16 protein-coding genes and 3 pseudogenes are annotated in these 15,575 nt (G+C 71.1%); 7 read left to right on the forward strand and 12 right to left on the reverse strand.

The window, feature by feature from the left end:
• Positions 1-26: 26 nt before the first annotated feature.
• Positions 27-716, reverse strand: a complete 690-nt coding sequence (locus M2157_RS07965; protein ID WP_280861122.1) for a response regulator — start codon at positions 714-716, stop codon at positions 27-29.
• Positions 713-2,377, reverse strand: coding sequence for a sensor histidine kinase (locus tag M2157_RS07970; RefSeq protein WP_280864872.1), 1,665 nt, complete (start codon positions 2,375-2,377; stop codon positions 713-715). Before M2157_RS07970 ends, M2157_RS07965 begins: the two co-directional genes overlap by 4 nt.
• 246 nt (positions 2,378-2,623) lie before the next feature.
• On the opposite strand from M2157_RS07970, the gene M2157_RS07975 reads away from it, so the two are divergent.
• From M2157_RS07975 to M2157_RS07985, 3 genes are read left to right on the forward strand one after another with little or no spacing between them, the layout of a single operon-like run.
• Positions 2,624-3,484 carry an ABC transporter ATP-binding protein gene (locus tag M2157_RS07975; protein WP_280861124.1) on the forward strand — a complete coding sequence of 287 codons (861 nt, stop codon included), beginning with the start codon at positions 2,624-2,626 and terminating at the stop codon, positions 3,482-3,484.
• Positions 3,481-4,359: an ABC transporter permease gene (locus M2157_RS07980; RefSeq protein ID WP_280861125.1), complete on the forward strand. Its 879-nt coding sequence runs from the start codon at positions 3,481-3,483 to the stop codon at positions 4,357-4,359. Before M2157_RS07975 ends, M2157_RS07980 begins: the two co-directional genes overlap by 4 nt.
• Positions 4,360-4,418: 59 nt before the next feature.
• On the forward strand, positions 4,419-5,495 hold the full coding sequence (locus tag M2157_RS07985) for an ABC transporter substrate-binding protein (protein ID WP_280861126.1): 1,077 nt from the start codon (positions 4,419-4,421) through the stop codon (positions 5,493-5,495).
• Between the two features lie 34 nt (positions 5,496-5,529).
• On the opposite strand, the gene M2157_RS07990 is transcribed toward M2157_RS07985, so the two are convergent.
• The 10 genes and pseudogenes from M2157_RS07990 to M2157_RS08035 all read right to left on the reverse strand — a co-directional run bounded on the left by M2157_RS07990 (position 5,530) and on the right by M2157_RS08035 (position 13,456).
• Complete coding sequence (locus M2157_RS07990; protein ID WP_280861127.1) at positions 5,530-6,198, reverse strand: response regulator transcription factor; 669 nt, start codon at positions 6,196-6,198, stop codon at positions 5,530-5,532.
• A complete protein-coding gene (locus M2157_RS07995; RefSeq protein ID WP_280861128.1) occupies positions 6,195-7,478 on the reverse strand; it encodes a histidine kinase in 1,284 nt (427 codons plus the stop codon). The genes M2157_RS07990 and M2157_RS07995 overlap by 4 nt, the downstream gene beginning before the upstream one ends.
• 27 nt (positions 7,479-7,505) lie before the next feature.
• Positions 7,506-8,345, reverse strand: coding sequence for an ABC transporter permease (locus M2157_RS08000; protein ID WP_280861129.1), 840 nt, complete (start codon positions 8,343-8,345; stop codon positions 7,506-7,508).
• The gene (locus tag M2157_RS08005) at positions 8,342-9,280 is read right to left on the reverse strand and encodes an ATP-binding cassette domain-containing protein (protein ID WP_280861130.1); all 939 of its coding nucleotides are present in this window, start codon (positions 9,278-9,280) and stop codon (positions 8,342-8,344) included. Before M2157_RS08005 ends, M2157_RS08000 begins: the two co-directional genes overlap by 4 nt.
• Before the next feature lie 214 nt (positions 9,281-9,494).
• Positions 9,495-10,202: pseudogene (locus tag M2157_RS08010) on the reverse strand (sugar kinase); the annotation flags it as partial.
• Positions 10,199-10,411: pseudogene (locus M2157_RS08015) on the reverse strand (aldolase); the annotation flags it as partial. The pseudogenes M2157_RS08010 and M2157_RS08015, both read right to left, overlap by 4 nt.
• Positions 10,411-10,773, reverse strand: a pseudogene (locus tag M2157_RS08020) (SDR family oxidoreductase); the annotation flags it as partial. The pseudogenes M2157_RS08015 and M2157_RS08020, both read right to left, overlap by 1 nt.
• An 87-nt stretch (positions 10,774-10,860) precedes the next feature.
• Positions 10,861-11,790, reverse strand: coding sequence for a sensor histidine kinase (locus tag M2157_RS08025; protein ID WP_280861131.1), 930 nt, complete (start codon positions 11,788-11,790; stop codon positions 10,861-10,863).
• Complete coding sequence (locus M2157_RS08030) at positions 11,787-12,083, reverse strand: STAS domain-containing protein (protein WP_280861132.1); 297 nt, start codon at positions 12,081-12,083, stop codon at positions 11,787-11,789. Before M2157_RS08030 ends, M2157_RS08025 begins: the two co-directional genes overlap by 4 nt.
• 161 nt (positions 12,084-12,244) lie before the next feature.
• The gene (locus M2157_RS08035; protein WP_280861133.1) at positions 12,245-13,456 is read right to left on the reverse strand and encodes a PP2C family protein-serine/threonine phosphatase; all 1,212 of its coding nucleotides are present in this window, start codon (positions 13,454-13,456) and stop codon (positions 12,245-12,247) included.
• Positions 13,457-13,791: 335 nt separating this feature from the next.
• Here M2157_RS08035 and M2157_RS08040 point away from each other — a divergent pair, with 335 nt between their 5' ends.
• From M2157_RS08040 to M2157_RS08055, 4 genes are all read left to right on the forward strand, one after another.
• Positions 13,792-13,995: a cold-shock protein gene (locus tag M2157_RS08040; RefSeq protein ID WP_020120296.1), complete on the forward strand. Its 204-nt coding sequence runs from the start codon at positions 13,792-13,794 to the stop codon at positions 13,993-13,995.
• A gap of 155 nt (positions 13,996-14,150) precedes the next feature.
• Positions 14,151-14,489, forward strand: coding sequence for a hypothetical protein (locus M2157_RS08045; protein WP_280864873.1), 339 nt, complete (start codon positions 14,151-14,153; stop codon positions 14,487-14,489).
• Entirely contained in the window at positions 14,486-15,124 is a 639-nt protein-coding gene (locus M2157_RS08050; protein WP_280861135.1) for a hypothetical protein, read from the forward strand. Before M2157_RS08045 ends, M2157_RS08050 begins: the two co-directional genes overlap by 4 nt.
• 37 nt (positions 15,125-15,161) lie before the next feature.
• On the forward strand, positions 15,162-15,500 hold the full coding sequence (locus M2157_RS08055; RefSeq protein WP_280864874.1) for a hypothetical protein: 339 nt from the start codon (positions 15,162-15,164) through the stop codon (positions 15,498-15,500).
• Positions 15,501-15,575: the final 75 nt, after the last annotated feature.

The following is a 15,575-nucleotide window of genomic DNA, read 5'->3' on the forward strand; positions in this document are numbered from 1 at the left end:
ATCGCGCGGCGGGACCGTTGCCCACCTCAGCGCACGATCCGGTAGCGGTGTTCGGGGCGGCCGGTGGCTCCGTAGCGGAGTTCGAGACGGACCATGCCCTCCCGTACCAGGTACGAGAGGTAGCGCTGGGCCGTGGCGCGGGAGACACCGGTGAGTTCGGCCGCCTGGGCCGCGGACAGGGCGTCCTGGGCGGTGCGCAGGACCTGGTGCAGCAGGGCGAGGGTCGGTGCGGAGTGTCCCTTGGCCGGGACCCGGGGTATGGCCGGTGGCCGGGCGGCGCTGAAGAGGGCGTCCACGTCGGCCTGGTCGGTCCGGGGGGCCAGACCGAGGGCGTCCACGCGGTGCTGCAGTTCGCGGTAGGCGGTGAGCCGCTCGGCCAGGTCGCCGGCGCTGAACGGCTTGACCAGGTAGCCCACGGCGCCGAGTTTCATGGCGGTCCGTACCGAGGTGATGTCCCGGTCGGCGGTGATCACGATGGCGTCGGGGCGGGCACCGCCCTCGTCCCCACTGAGCTGCCGCAGCACGTCGAGTCCGCTGCCGTCCGGCAGGAAGACGTCGAGCAGCACCAGGTCGGGGCGGAGGGTGCGCACCGCGTCCAGCGTCTCCGCCACGGTCCCCGCCCGGCCGACCACCTCGAAGCCCTCGACGCGGGACGCGTAGTCGCAGTGGATGTGGCTGATGTGGAAGTCGTCGTCCACCACCAGGATCCTGATCACGGGCGGTCCCCTCCGATCGGCGAGGCCGTCGTGAACTGTGCGTCTCGCGGTACGAGGCCGGCATCGGGCAGGGGGAGTACGACGGTGAAGACCGCGCTCGGTCCCTCGCTGACCGTGATCGTGCCACCATGCTGCTGTGCCAGCCGGTGGACGAGGGCCAGCCCCAGCCCACGCCGGGCGGTGCCCCGGTCGGGCCGGGTCGACCAGCCGTCCTCGAAGATCGATTCGGCGGCGCCCGGTGGAATCCCCGGGCCGCTGTCCGCGACCCGCACCATGACCTGGTCGACGGCCTCGATCAGCGAGAGTTCGACCGCACGGCCGGCGGACGGGGGCGGTCCGCCGGCCGCCGCGTCGATCGCGTTGTCCAGCAGGTTGCCGACGATGGTCAGCAGCCGGCGCAGATGGGGCAGATCCTCGCCGAGTGCGGAGTCGTCGCTGAGCACCACCTGTACCCCGCGTTCCGCGGCCACCGTCGTCTTCGCGACGATCAGTCCCACGAGCAGCGTGGGGCCGATCCGTTCGCGTACGGACTCGGTCAGCGCCTGCTCGGCTCCGGCCGACTCGACGGCGTACTCGTAGGCGGCGTCGGAGTCACCGATGTCCAGCAGCCCGGCCACGGTGTGCATGCGGTTGGTGAACTCGTGCTGCTGTGCGCGCAGGGCGTCGGTCAGTCCGCGCACCGAGTCGAGTTCGCGCAGCAGACCGATCAGCTCGGTACGGTCGCGTACGGTGACCACCGCGCCCAGCTCACGGCCGTGCAGTGCGACCGGCATCCGGTTGACCACCAGGCAGTGGTCGTCGGTCAGCACACTGAGGTCGGTGCCGGTCAGGGTGCCGTCCAGCGCGCGGCGCAGGCGCCCGTCGGGCAACACCTCCTCGAGCCTGCTGCCGAGGGCCGTGCCGAGGCCGAGCAGGGAGCGGGCCTCGTCGTTGACCACGCTGATCCGGCCGTCGGGAGCGAAGGCGATCACGCCCTCCCGGATGCCGTGCAGCATGGCCTCGCGGTCCTGGAGCAGTCCGGCGATCTCCTCCAGCTCCAGCCCGAACGTCGACCGCTTCAACCGGCCGGCCAGCAGGAATGCCGCCGCTGAACCGAGCGCGACGGCGATCGTGGCGTACAGGCCGAAGGTGGGCAGTTCCCGCCACAGCTCGCCGAGCACGTCGTGTTCCGGGATGCCGGCCGAGACCTCGCCGACCAGCGTGCCCGCAGGGCCGTACAGCGGAGCCTTTCCATTGGCGGACCGACCGGTGACGCCCTGGTCGGAGCCGACGTGGGGGCGGCCGTCCAGCACCGGGATCGGATCGCCCACCGGCTCGCCGATCAGCGCCGGATCGGGGTGCGAGTAGCGGATGCCGTGCAGGTCGATCACGACCACGTAGGACGCCCCCGACGCCTTGCGGATCCGTTCGGCGACGGTCTGCACGATGCCGTCGCCGCCCCCGTGCGCCACGGCCTGCCGGATCTGCGGCTCGGCAGCCGTGGTCTGTGCGATGTCGAGTGCCCGTTGCTCGTAGGCGCGGTCGATCTCGGACCGCTGGGCGAAGACGAACAGTACGAAACCGATGGCTCCGGTCAGCGTCAGGATGACCAGCTGGTTGGCCAGGATCCGCGCGGAGAGCCGCCCCTTCCCGCCGCGGCCGATCCGGATACGGATGGGCATCACAGGTGCCTTCGCCCTTGTCGTGCTGCCGGGAACGGCCCCTGCGCCGTACCCGTGGTGGCGTGATTGTGTCCCACCGAGGACCTTCTGCCCACCCCCCGGCCCCCTGAGCAGAACGCGCAGAACCCCTGTTAACACGACTAACGCGAGATACGTCGGAAACAGCGACGTAATACCGGGCGCCATCTAGCGTCTGCCTTCCTCGACCTCCGAGGACCTCCGAGGTAAGGAAGGAGACGGCCTCGAATGGCTTCGCGAAACGATGTGGCGACGAGTCCCGTCGCCGAGAAGATCGGCCGGGACAGCGCGCGAGTCGAGATCTCAGGACTCACCAAACGGTTTCTGACACCTGCGGGTGAGGTGTTCACGGCGCTGGAGGACGTCTCCTTCACCGTGGAGCCGGGCCAGTTCTGCGCGGTGGTCGGACCGACGGGCTGCGGCAAGTCGACGACGCTGAGCATGGTGTCCGGGCTCGACCGGCCCAGCGAGGGCTCGGTCAAGGTCGGCGGCCATGAGGTGGACGGCGTCGCCGACGGCGTCAGCTTCATGTTCCAGACAGACGCGCTGCTGCCCTGGAAGACCGTCCTCGGCAACGTGCTGATGGGTCCGGTCTTCCGCGGCGTCCCCAAGCAGCAGGCACAGACATCGGCCCGCGACTGGCTGCGCCGGGTGGGTCTGACGGGGTTCGAGGACCGCTACCCGCACCAGCTCTCCGGCGGGATGCGCAAGCGCGTGGCGATGGCCGCGGCACTGATCAACGAACCCAGGATCCTGATCATGGACGAGCCGTTCGGCGCCCTGGACGTGCAGACCAAGGCGATCATGTCGACCGAGCTGCTCGGCCTGTGGGAGCAGATCCGTCCGTCGGTCATCTTCATCACCCACGACCTCGACGAGGCCGTGGCGCTCGCCGACCGGGTGGTCGTCATGACGTCCAGCCCCGGGTCGGTCAAGGCGGTCTTCGACATCGACCTGCCGCGCCCGCGCGGCGCGGTCCAGGAGATCCGCTTCCAGCCCCGCTTCATCGAACTTCAGCACCAGATCTGGGAAACGCTGCGCGAGGAGGTGGAGCGCGCCTACGCCCGCACCGCAGGAGGTACGGCATGAGTACGACGTCCGCGGTTTCCGCCGGCCGGGTCAAGGACGGGACACCGTCAAGGGCTGCCGACGCCGCCAAGCGCGCCGCCCGGCGGCGCACCGCGCAGGTGTGGGCGGCCCGCGTCGGCCTCGCGGCCGTCGTCCTCGGCGGCTGGCAGGCGTTCACCACCTGGGGAATCGTCGACCCGTTCTTCTTCGGGCAGCCGTCCGGCATCGCGAAGCGGCTGGTCGACCTCTTCCGCAACGGCACCGAGTTCGGGTCCTTCTACGCCAACATCTGGACCACCATCCAGGAGGCGCTCGCCGGCTTCGCCCTCGGGGCCGTCACCGGCGTGGTCTTCGGCGTCACTCTCGGCCAGAGCCGGTTCCTGGCCGACGTGCTCGGCCCCTACATCAAGATGGTCAACGCGATTCCGCGTATCGTCCTCGGCTCGATCTTCATCGTCGCGTTCGGCATCGGCGTGCTGCCGAAGATCCTGCTCGCCGCGGTGCTGGTGTTCTTCATCGTCTTCTTCAACGCCTTCCAGGGTGTGCGTGAGGTCGACCGCAACATCCTCGCCAACGCCAAGGTGCTCGGCGCCTCGCAGCTGCAGATCACCCGGCACGTCATCGTGCCGTCCGCGCTCACCTGGATCATCGCCAGCCTGCACAGCGCCTTCGGTTTCGCCATCGTCGGCGCCCTGGTCGGCGAGGTGCTCGGCGCGCAGAGCGGTCTCGGCCTGGTCATCAAGACCGCGCAGAACAACTTCGACCCCGACGGCGTGTTCGCCACGATGCTCGTCATCTCGGTCATCGTGCTCGGCGCCGAGTGGCTGATCGGCAAGCTCGAACACCGGCTGCTGTCCTGGCGCCCGCCGGCTCCGACCGAGGCCAACTCTCTCTGACCCCCGCTCACTTCTCTCCCCTTCATCTCGGAACCCTCAGCAAAGGAATGTGGTCAGCCATGTCCAGACGACCCGCCGCCGTCGCCGCGTCCGTCCTCGCCGTCCTCGCCCTCGGCTCGGTCAGCGCCTGTTCCAGCAGCTCGTCCGCAGCCAACGGCACGCCGAGCGTCAAGCTCATGGCCGGTGGCCTCGACAAGCAGATCTACCTGCCGTACGAGCTCGCCCAGCAGCTCGGCTTCTACAAGAAGTACGGCGTCGACGTCCAGCTGAGCACCGAGCAGGACGGCGGTGTCGGCGCCGAGGACGCCATGGCCTCCGGGCAGGTGGACATGGCGGGCGCCTGGTACAACCACACGATCGAGTTCCAGGCCAAGGGCAAGGCGGTCGAGGACGTCGTGCAGCTCTCCGGCGCACCGGGCGAGCGCGAGATGTGCACCAAGAAGTCGGGCGTCCACTCGGGCGCCGACTTCAAGGGAAAGACCGTCGGCGTCACCGACCTGGGTTCGGGCACCGACACCCTCACCCAGTTCCTGGCCGCCAAGAAGGGCGTCAAGACCAGCCAGTTCCACCGGATCGGGGTCGGCGCGGGCTCCACCGCCATCGCCGCGCTGCAGAACGGCAAGGTGGACTGCGTGATGACGACGCAGCCGACGGTCGCCGCGATCCAGAAGAAGGGCGTCGGCACCTCCGCCATCGACCTGGCCACCACCTCAGGCGCCACGGCGGCGATGGGCGGCGCCTATCCCGCGGCCAGTGTGCTCGCCCGCACGGACTGGGTGAACTCGCACAAGGCCACGGTGCAGAAGGTCGTCGACGCGCTCGTCGCCACCATGCACTGGATCAACACCCACAGCGCGGCCGACATCGCGAACAAGCTGCCCGCGTCGTACGTGTCGAACCAGCTGGTGACCAAGGCCGACTACATCTCGGCCCTGACCGAGGACAAGGGTCAGTTCCTGCCCGACGGCCTGATGCCGGCCGGCGGCCCGAAGACCTCACTGGCGACGGAGCAACTGGTCGGCAACGTGAAGTCGTCGGTGGACCTCGGCAAGACGTTCACCAACGACTTCGCCGTCCAGGCCAACAAGACCGAGGGCTTCAAGACCACCACGACCCCGGCGGGGCCGAACGGCTGAGCCCGCAGCGCGTCCAGCCCGGCCCCTCGCCGGCTCAGTCCACGCTGGGCCGGGCGAGGCCGTGGTCGTAGGCGAAGATCACCGCCTGGATGCGGTCGCGGACCCCGATCTTGGCGAGGACCCGGCCGACGTGGGTCTTGACCGTGGACTCGGACAGGACGAAGCGAGTGGCGATCTCGCCGTTGGTCCAGCCCTTGCCGACGGCGACGAGGATCTCGCGCTCGCGGTCGGTGAGGGAGCCGAGTCCCGGATCCTCGGCAGGGTCCCGGCGGTGGGCGGGGACGTAGCGGGCGTACTCCTCCAGGAGGCGGCGCGTGAGGGCGGGCGCGATGACGGCGTCGCCCACGGCGACGGCGCGGATGCCGGCGAGCAGCTCCTCGGGGCGCGCGTCCTTGAGGAGGAAGCCGCTGGCGCCGGCCCGGAGGGCGGCGTGGACGTATTCGTCGAGGTCGAAGGTGGTGAGCACGAGGACGCGCGAGCGGCCGCCGGAGGCGACGATGCGGCGGGTGGCCTCGATGCCGTCCATGCCGGGCATGCGGACGTCCATCAGCACGACGTCCGGGCGCAGTTCGGCGGTCTTGCGGACGGCCTCGGCGCCGTGGGCGGCCTCACCGACGACATCGGTCTCGGGGACCGAGTCCAGGAGCAGGTGGAAGCCGTAGCGCTGCAGCGGCTGGTCGTCCACGATGAGCACGGTGGTCATCGGTCACCGCCGCTTCCGGGCGTGAGGTCGAGGACGGCCTCGACGCTCCACCCTCCGCCGCCCGCCGGTCCGGCGCTGACGGTTCCGCCGTACAGAGCCGCTCTCTCCCGCATGCCCACCAGGCCGTGTCCTTCCTCGTTCGGCGGTCCCGGTGGTGTGGCCGGGCCGGTGTCATGGACCGTGATGCTCAGCCGGCTGTCCTCGACGAGGATCGCCAGACGCACCAGGGTGCCGGGGTCGGTGTGCTTCAGGATGTTGGTGAGGGCTTCCTGGACGATGCGGTACACCGTCAGCTGCACCCCGCCGTCCAGGGCGTCCATCTCGCCGGAGGTCCGGTAGACGACCTCGAGCCCGGCGGCGCGCACCTTTGTACACAGCGCTTCGATGTCCGCGATGCCGGGCTGCGGGCTGAGTTCGGGCCCGCCCGGGGGACGGTCCGCGGCCTCGCGCAGCACGCCGAGCACCCGCCGCAGCTCGCCCAGGGCCTGCCGGCCGGTGTCGCCGATGAGCTGCAGGGCCTCCTTGCCGCGTTCGGGAGCGATGTCCGTGGCGTAGGCGCCGGCGTCGGCGAGCGTGATGATGACCGACAGGTTGTGGCCGACGATGTCGTGCATCTCGCGGGCGACACGGGTGCGTTCGGTGGCCGTGGCCAGCCTGCTGCGCTGGTCGCGCTCCGTCTCCAGGCGGGCCGCCCGCTCCCGCAGTCCGGCGAGCTGGGCCCGGCGGATCCGCACCATCAGGCCGAGCGCGAGGGCCGCGGTCGCCGTGCTCAGCAGGAAGAACAGCGCGTCCCACACGCTCACGGCCGAGGATGCCCGAACCGCGACCAGTGCCATGGCGCCCGCCATGACCGTGCAGGCCCACGGCAGCTGCCGCAGCCGCCCGTGCAGGGCGAGGCTGTACAGGGCGATGAAGAGGGCGATGTCCGCGCGCAGTGCCGCGCCCAGGGACCACTGGAGGACGAACACCGCGGTGATGGCGGCGAACGCCACGAGGGGTCTGCGTCGCCGCCACAGCAGGGGCAGGACGAGACCGGCCTGCAGGGCCAGCATGCCCGCGACGGGCAGGTGGGTGAAGGCGAGCCGGAACCGGCGGGGGCCGTCGCCGTCGTCGGCACCGCCGTGCAGCAGGTCGGGCAGGCAGAACATCAGGAAGACCACGATCACGACCCCGGTGTCCAGCACCCACGGGTGTGTCCGGTCGGCCTGCCGCAACCGCTGGCCGCCCCGGGACAGCCGGGCGACCAGCGGTCCCATCCCGCTGATGTCATCGGTGGTCACGGACGTCACCTGTTCATGATGCGGGTGTCAGACGTCGGTGCGCGCGAGCCGGTACGCCGCCCCGCCCAGGGCCAGCGCCGTCCAGCAGAGGAAGACCAGCAGTCCGGTGCCCGGCGACAGGCTGGTGGAGTCGTGGGTCAGCGCGAACATCGACTGACCCGCGTTGGAGGGCAGGTAGGGGCTGATGTCGTCCTGCCAGGAGCTCGGCAGCAGGGAGATCAGTCCCGGGATCAGCATCAGGGCGGCCACCAGCACCGAGATCCCACCGGCCACCGACCGCAGCAGCGCGCCCAGCGCGGTGCCGATCACCCCGACCAGGCCGAGGTACAGCCCTGCGCCGAGCAGGCTGCGCAGGACGCCCGCGTGCGAGAGGCTCATGGCCGCGGGCGTGCCCGAGACGATCCCGCTCCCGATCAGGAAGGCGACGAACCCGCCCAGTGTCCCCACGGCCAGCGCGACCAGCCCGAACACGGCCGCCTTGGACCACAGCACGGGCAGGCGTCGGGGGACCGCCGCGAGCGTCGAGCGGATCATGCCGGTCGAGTACTCCCCCGCCGTGACCAGCACGCCGAGTACGCCCAGGGCGAGCTGGGCGAAGTTGGTCCCGAAGAGAGACAGGCTGACGGCCGTCGAGTCGGCGAAGTCGCGGTCCAGGTTCCCGGAGTCGATCCCCGACTTGTAGCGGCTCGCGGAGATCAGGCCGAAGGCCACCAGGAACAGCAGGCCGAGGCCCAGGGTGATCCAGGTCGAGCGCAGAGACCACAGCTTGGCCCACTCCGAGGCGAGCACCCGCCGTCCGGTCACCCGGTAGACGGGGCGGGCCGGGGTGGTGCGGGGTTCCTCGGTGGTCGCGGTGAGGGTGCTCATGCGGGCCTCCCGAGGGATTCGATCCCGGTCGTGGTGCCGTGGTACTCCACGGCATCCCTGGTCAGGTCCATGAACGCCTCCTCCAGTGACACGGTTCGCGCGCTCAGTTCGAACAGAGCGATCCCGTGTTCGGCCGCCTTCAGTCCGATCTGACGGGCATCCAGCCCGGTCACCTGCAGTTCCTCCGAGCCGATCCGCCCGGTGACGTCGACGCCCGGTCCGGCCAGCACGTCCCGCAGCCGCGCCGGGTCCTGCGTCGCGACCTTCACCGTGTCGCCGCCCGCCTCGCGGATCAGATCCGCCACGGTCGTGTCGGCCAGCAGCCGGCCGCGCCCCACGATGATCAGGTGGTCCGCCACCAGGGCCATCTCGCTCATCAGGTGGGAGGACACGAACACCGTCCGGCCCTCGTCGGCGAGCCCCTTGAGCAGGTTGCGGATCCAGAGCACGCCCTCCGGGTCCAGCCCGTTGACCGGCTCGTCCAGCATCACCGTCTGCGGATCGCCCAGCAGCGCCGCCGCGATGCCCAGCCGCTGGCCCATCCCGAGGGAGAAGGCGCCGGCCCGCTTCTTCGCCACGCTGGTCAGTCCGGCGAGGTCGATGACCTCGTCGACCCGTCGGCCCGGAATGCCATGGGTCAGCGCGAGGGCCCTGAGGTGGTTGTACGCCGAACGGCCCGGGTGGATCGACTTCGCCTCGAGGAGCGCGCCGACCTCCTGGAGCGGTGCCTGGTGGCGGGCGTAGTGGCTGCCGTTCACGGTGACGGACCCGCTCGTCGGCGCGTCGAGACCGACGATCATGCGCATGGTCGTGGACTTGCCCGCGCCGTTGGGTCCGAGGAATCCGGTCACGGTGCCCGGCTTGACAGCGAAGTCCAGTCCGTCGACGGCCGTCTTCTCGCCGTATTTCTTGGTCAACTGCCGTGCGTCGATCATTCGCGTTCTTCCTGTCGGACTCCGGCGTCCGTCGCTTCTGACGCCTCAGCGGCAACGCTAGGTGCCGCATCACCCCGATCCGGTGGTACCGGGAGGCTGTACCGAGCCGGGCGCGTGGTACCGCGGTACTACACGCCTGCCTGCGGCGACTTGCGTGGTCCTCGGCGTCGTCGTGGTGGCAGCAGGGATCCGGCCAGGTGGTCGCCCCGCGTGCGCCACGCTTGATGACCACTTCTCCGGCACCCGCGGCCAGGAGACTCTTCACGCCGTCGTCCTCGCATACGTCGGGCCCTTCCAGCACCAGCGGCAGCTCGTCCTCGGAGGCTATGAGCAGGTCGGTGCGGGCCAGCAGCGGCCGGAGCACGGTGCGGGCGCGGTCGGCGGTCCACAGTCGGGAGCGGTGGTTGACGTCGAGGCATACGGTGATGCCGGCCTCGCGGGCGGTGGTCGCGGCGGCCAGGGCGGCCTCGGCAGCCGACGGGCTGAGCACCGGGGTGATGCCGGTCAGATGCAGGATGCGGGATCCCGGAGCCAGTGCGGGCAGGACGTCGGCCGGTGAGACGGCCGAACCGGCGGAACCGGCGCGGTAGTAGCTGACGCGTGTGAGCGTGCCGAGGCGGGGTTCGGTGAGGAGCAGTCCGGTGGGCCGACCGGTGTCGTCGGTGAGCGCGTGGTCGATGTCGACGCCCTCGGCGCGCAGGGTGCGCAGGACCAGCGCGCCGAGTTCGTCCGCGCCGACCCGGCCCGCCCAGCGCACCCGGTGTCCGAGCCGGGCGAGGCCGATGGCGACGTTGGACTCGGCTCCCGCGACGGACAGGCCGAGGCTGCCGCCGAGCCGCAGCGCTGCGTGTGCCCGCAGCGCGGCCATCGTCTCGCCGAAGGTCACCACCTCCGGCGGGGCCTCCAGGTCTCGTGCCGTCACAGCGTCTCCCCTGCGGTCACCTTGCGGAACACGGCCGCGCGGGCCCGGAGTTGGTCCAGGTCGCCACCGTCGGCCGCGTCCCCCACGAGGGGTGAACCGACCCCGACGGCGAGGGCGCCCCGGTCCAGGTAGTCGCGTGCGGCCTGCGCGTCCACTCCGCCGACGGGAACGAAGTGCACCTCGGGGAAGGGATCCCGCAGAGCGCGCAGGCGTCAGCCGATGCCAGGAACGCGACGGCGGCCGCCACCTCCTCCGGCTGCCCGAACCGCCGGGCCGCGGTGGCCGCCACGCCGCGTTCCCGGTCGGGCTCGGGGATGCCGTCCCAGGCGGCGGTGAGGATGGGGCCGGGCAACACGGTGTTGACCCGGATGTCAGGACCGTACTCGACGGCCAACTGCCGTCCCAGCGAGCACAGTGCGCCCTTCGCGGCGGCGTAGGCGGCATGGCCCGGCAGCCCGATGACCGCGTGCACCGAGGAGGTCGGTACGACGGAGCCCCGAGCTTGGCGCAGCATGGCCGCGAACGTCTTCATCGCCCGCCAGGCGGGCTTGAGGAGCACGGCCATCTGACCTCTCACGAACCGGCCCGGGCACCGTCCACGGTGACGGCCTCGGCTCGTAGTACGCGTCCGCGCCGCGGTGGACGTCCGCCGAAGGGCTCAGTGCTGACCGATGTAGCAGCGAACGGCCGTTCCGTCCGGGCCGGTGTGGATGCGTACGAGGTCGGCGAGGGAGTGCACGAGCAGCAGGCCCCGGCCGCCGAGCTTGTCCCGAGCGGGCGGGCGACGGCCGGCGAGCGGATCGTTCAGGTCCCCTTGGTCACGCACCTCGCACACCACTTGGCGCCCGTCGGCCCACACCCGCAGGACGCCGGAACCTCCGCCGTGCACGACGCTGTTGGTGGTCAGCTCGGCCACGATCAGGGCCACGTCCTCCAGACGGCTGCCGGACAGACCGAACCGCGCGGCCTGTTCGACCGCGAAGTGCCGGGCGTTCGGCAACTGGTCGGCATGGAAGGTGAGTTCCTCGGCCGCCGCCGGCTGCTCCAGGGGCTGGTTGTAGCGTGCGACCACATACTCGGGGGCGTAGGCGGTGCTGGGCTGCTCCCTGCCGCCGGAGATGATCAGGGGATGGGTCGCGTACGCGTCGGTGAGTACCTGTTCGTCGAGGCGGTCGGCGTCGTACGGGCACAGGATGGTGACTTCCCGGCCTTGGAACGCCGGGTTGATCAGTGCCTCGTGCTGGACGCATGCCGGGTACTCCACGGCGCTGCGGCCGGCCCAGATCGGCTCACCGATGATCCGCACCCGCGTCCGGCGATGGGTGTCCGCGAAGGCGCGCAGCACTCTGGGGATGATCCGACCCGGGTTGCGCCCCGCCTCGGTCATGTCGAGGAACTTCACGTGTGCGACGTCCTCGCCCAGAGCCGACTTGAGCATGGCGAGGTTCGGCCCCGGCACGGCCACCGCCACCGGCTCCCCGGCCTTCAGGCCGTCGCGGACGAAAGGCACCGTGCCGTGCAGATACTCCTCCTCGCCCCGGTAGAACAAGGCGGGGTGAACGAACGGTTCGACGCTGGGAGCCGTCATCGCCCCATCACCTCGACAGAAAGCAGGTCCGGCCAGAACATGTCCAGAACGCGCCGCAGGGTGGCGGGCGGCTCCTCGAGCACGATGCGTCGCCCCTGCGGAAGGCCCTGGGCGGTCATCGCCAAAGCGGAGACACCGGCGACGTCGACGAAGGTGACCGCGGAAAGCTCCAAGTGGCACGTCTCTTCGTCGCTGCGGGCAAGGTGGGCCAGCGTCTGTTCCCAGGCCGGGCGGGTGAGCAGACTGATCTCGCCTGCCGCTTGCCAGCCGGGCCGGTCCGTCAACGGGAACATGCGCAGAGCGCCCCCGGGCGGGGCCGACGATGCCGTCGGCGCGTCCGCCTCCCTTGAACTGTCCACGCAGTCACCCCTGGTTGCCTGCTGTCCTGCTCCCCATTATCTCCTCCCGGTGGAGAGTAGGCGACGACAGCGTGCCCGAGTGCGGCGGAGTACCCCTACACGCCAGGGTGTCTCCCCGGCCTGTCCACGGGGCCGGTCCCGGCCGGTCGGCGGCTGTCGCCGTGCCAGTCCAGGATCAGGACCGTGGCGTCGTCCCTGAGGCTGCCGTGGCAGGCATCGAGGACCGCGCCGGTCAAGGCCCGGACGGCTTCTCGCGGGTGCAGCGCGCCGGTGTCGTGAATGACCGAGGTCAGGTCGGCGGCCGCGGCACCGCGCTCCTGCATGCCGTCGGTGAGAAGGATCAGACGGTCCCGGGGACGCAGTCGCAGTTCCTGGACGCGGTAGGAGGCGGGTGCCGCCACACCGAACGGCAGGTTGACGGCGAGCTTGACCTCTTCGACGGTGCCGTCCCGCAGCCGCAGCGGCCAGGGGTGGCCGGCGTTGACCAGTTCGCACAGGCCGGTTTCGAGGTCGACGCACAGCAACTGTCCGGTGGCCAGCCCGCGGCTGTGGCTCAGCAGGGCCTGATGGGCGTGGTGGGCCTGCTTGAGCGCGTCGCAGCCGCTGCGGCGAGCCTGCCGGAGCGCGCCGACCAACAGGGTGGCCAGCAGTGCGGAGTTGGTGTCGTGGCCCATCGCGTCGGTGATGGACAGGTGCAGGGTGTCGCGGTCGAGGGTGTAGTCGTAGGTGTCGCCACCGATGTCGTCGGCCGGGACCAGCCCGGCGGCGAGGGTGAACTGGGCCGCCTCGCAGCAGGGGGCCGAGGGAAGCAGTTGGTGCTGGATCTCCGCGGCCAGGCTGGTCTCGGTGGTGCGCCGGCCCAGGTGGTAGAGGTCGGTGAAGCGCCCGTCCGTGACGATGATGTAGGCCAGCGTGTGTGCCGCCTCGCGGACCTGCCGCAGTACGGTGTCGTCCGCGGACTGCAGGGTCAACTCCAGGACGCCGATGCAGTCGCCGCGGTTGGTGACCGGCGTGATGACGCGCCGTCCGCCCTGGCCGTCCGGCTCCACGTGCTGGCGCTGGCTGCGCAGCACGCTGTCGTAGACGCTGCCCTGCAGGTCGATCGGCTCGGCCTGGTCCACGACCTCGTCGTCGGCCGCGGCGAGCCGTACCAGCCGCTGACCGATGAGGTCGACGAACAGGAAGGACACCCGCTGCGCACCGAACCGCTTCTGCAGGTCGCGGGCCACCACGTCGACGGACTCACCGGGCGGGGCCGCTTCCGCAGCGGCCAGCAACTCGCCCAGTTCCAGATCTCCACCCTCCACAGCAACCTCCCGTCGGTTGCCGCAACTTCTTCCCCGCATCTCCGCAACGTCACCCCACGTGGCCAACCTGCCTGGTCGGAGACAGAGGCTCGGTGCCGGATGCCGGGACTGCGGTGGAGGCGGCCGATGGCGGGAAGTACGCGACACCGGCCCCGTCCTGATGGCGGCTGCCGCTCCCCGGGTGTAGCGTCGTGACTCAGCAGTCGTGGTTCCGAAGTCCCGTTCGCCCGTGATCGCCATCACGGGCGTTCTTGCGTTTCAGCGCCTCTCCGGACCAGGGCGATCACCTCCGGGCACGCAAGGTGCGGGCCCGGTTTCCCTCGAAGGAGACAGTCGTGGCCAAGGGCACCGTCAAGTGGTTCAACAGCGAAAAGGGCTTCGGCTTCATCGAGCAGGAGGGTGGAGGCCCCGACGTCTTCGCCCACTACTCCAACATCGCCGCCCAGGGCTTCCGTGAGCTGCAGGAAGGCCAGAAGGTCGAGTTCGACGTCACCCAGGGCCAGAAGGGCCCGCAGGCGGAGAACATCCGCCCCGTCTGATCGCGCTGTTGCGGCGAGGCCCGGTATACCCACTCGGGTATGCCGGGCCTTGCCGTTCGGTCCCCGACAAACGGGCGGCCGCCCTGCCGTCGGACCGCCCCGCCGCCCCCGCGACCTGGGCGTTTCCACGGTCCCCCGGTGGGGACCCGGTGGTCGTGGTGGCGTACGGAGCGGAGCAGCGGGTGCGGGTGCCGGCTGTGCGGGCGGGCCGGCGCAGGCAGGCCTTCGTGCACTTGCCCTTCCCGCCGCAGGCGGTGCAGGCCCTCCTGCCCCGGGAGCTGGTCGCCACCGTCCCCGGACTTCCGTCCTTCGCGGTCCATCGGCGTGGCCTGCCGCCTGCTGCCGGCGCGCCGGCCTGCGCGGCCGTAGACGTGCTGGAGGAGACACTGACCGCCGCGGCGAGCCTGCCCGCCCCGCTGGACGAGCCCGTCGTGCACCACTCGCCGGGTGTCGAACACGTCCGGCCGGCGCCCTCCCGGCCCCTTTTCACATGAGCGGGCCGCCCACCGGGGCCCTGCGCGGCGGGCGGCTGCGCTTCGACGGCTGGATCGCCGGTCTGGGCACGGCGTCCGGGACCCGCATCGTGGTGGGGCACTGGCCAAGGTCGCCGTTCGGGCCGTTCAGCGACGTGATGCTGGAGCGGCCCGACGGAGAACGGCTGCTGCTCGCCCCCACCCGGCAGACGGCGGAATTCGTCGCCGGGACCTACGTCTTCGACACCGTACGCGTCGTCCCGGTCCGGGTGCGCGTCGCGGACGGGACCTGGAGCGTCACCGCGGGGCCGCTCGACCTGCGTTTCGTGACGGGCCGCAGACGGCTCCTCGGGCTGCTGCTGTGCGCGGTGCCCGGCGTGCTCGCCGGACGTCCGGGCTGGTGCACACTCACGGCCCTTCCCGCCCGCGTGCTGCTGCCCGGCGTACGCACCCGCGGCAGTGCGCGAGTGGGCCGCCGGGAGTGGTACGGCGCCCGGGACCTGCGGCCGGTCCACGCGGTGTCGGCCGCCTTCGAGGGGGTCGACCTCGGTGCGATGGCACCCGTCGTTCCGCCGGTGCGCTTCGGATTCGGGTCCGTGCCGAGGAGCCCCGCGCTGACCCGGGTCACGACGACGGTGGCTCTGGAGCCGGAGTGAGGACACATGGCCAGGGGTACCCGGCAGGCCGGACGTCGTGGGTGGTCTGTGGCCGCTGGTGCATCTGCGCAGCTTCGAGTGGGTCTTCGGACCGAAGACCGACGTGTGGCTCCAGAGGACGACCGGCGGGCTCCTGGTCTCCGCCGGTCTCGCCCAACTCGCGGCGGCTCCCGGCCCGCAGGGGCCGGCCCAGGCCCGCCGTATCGGACTGGGCACGGCCCTGACACTGCTGGCCGTGGATCTGGTCTACGTGCCCAAGGGGCGGATCCGGCCGACGTGTCTTTTCGACGCCGCGGTGCAGACCGGGTGGATCAGCACCTGGCTGCGGTCCGTCCCCGGAGGGGGCACAGCACGGGCGAGGAGGGGAAAACGGTGAGCAACCGCCCAGCACAGACACCCCGCAGGAGGCCGACCATGAGTGAACGGACCCCGTCCCAGGCGGAGGGTGAAC

The organism is Streptomyces sp. SAI-127, assembly GCF_029894425.1.
Taxonomy (GTDB): domain Bacteria; phylum Actinomycetota; class Actinomycetes; order Streptomycetales; family Streptomycetaceae; genus Streptomyces.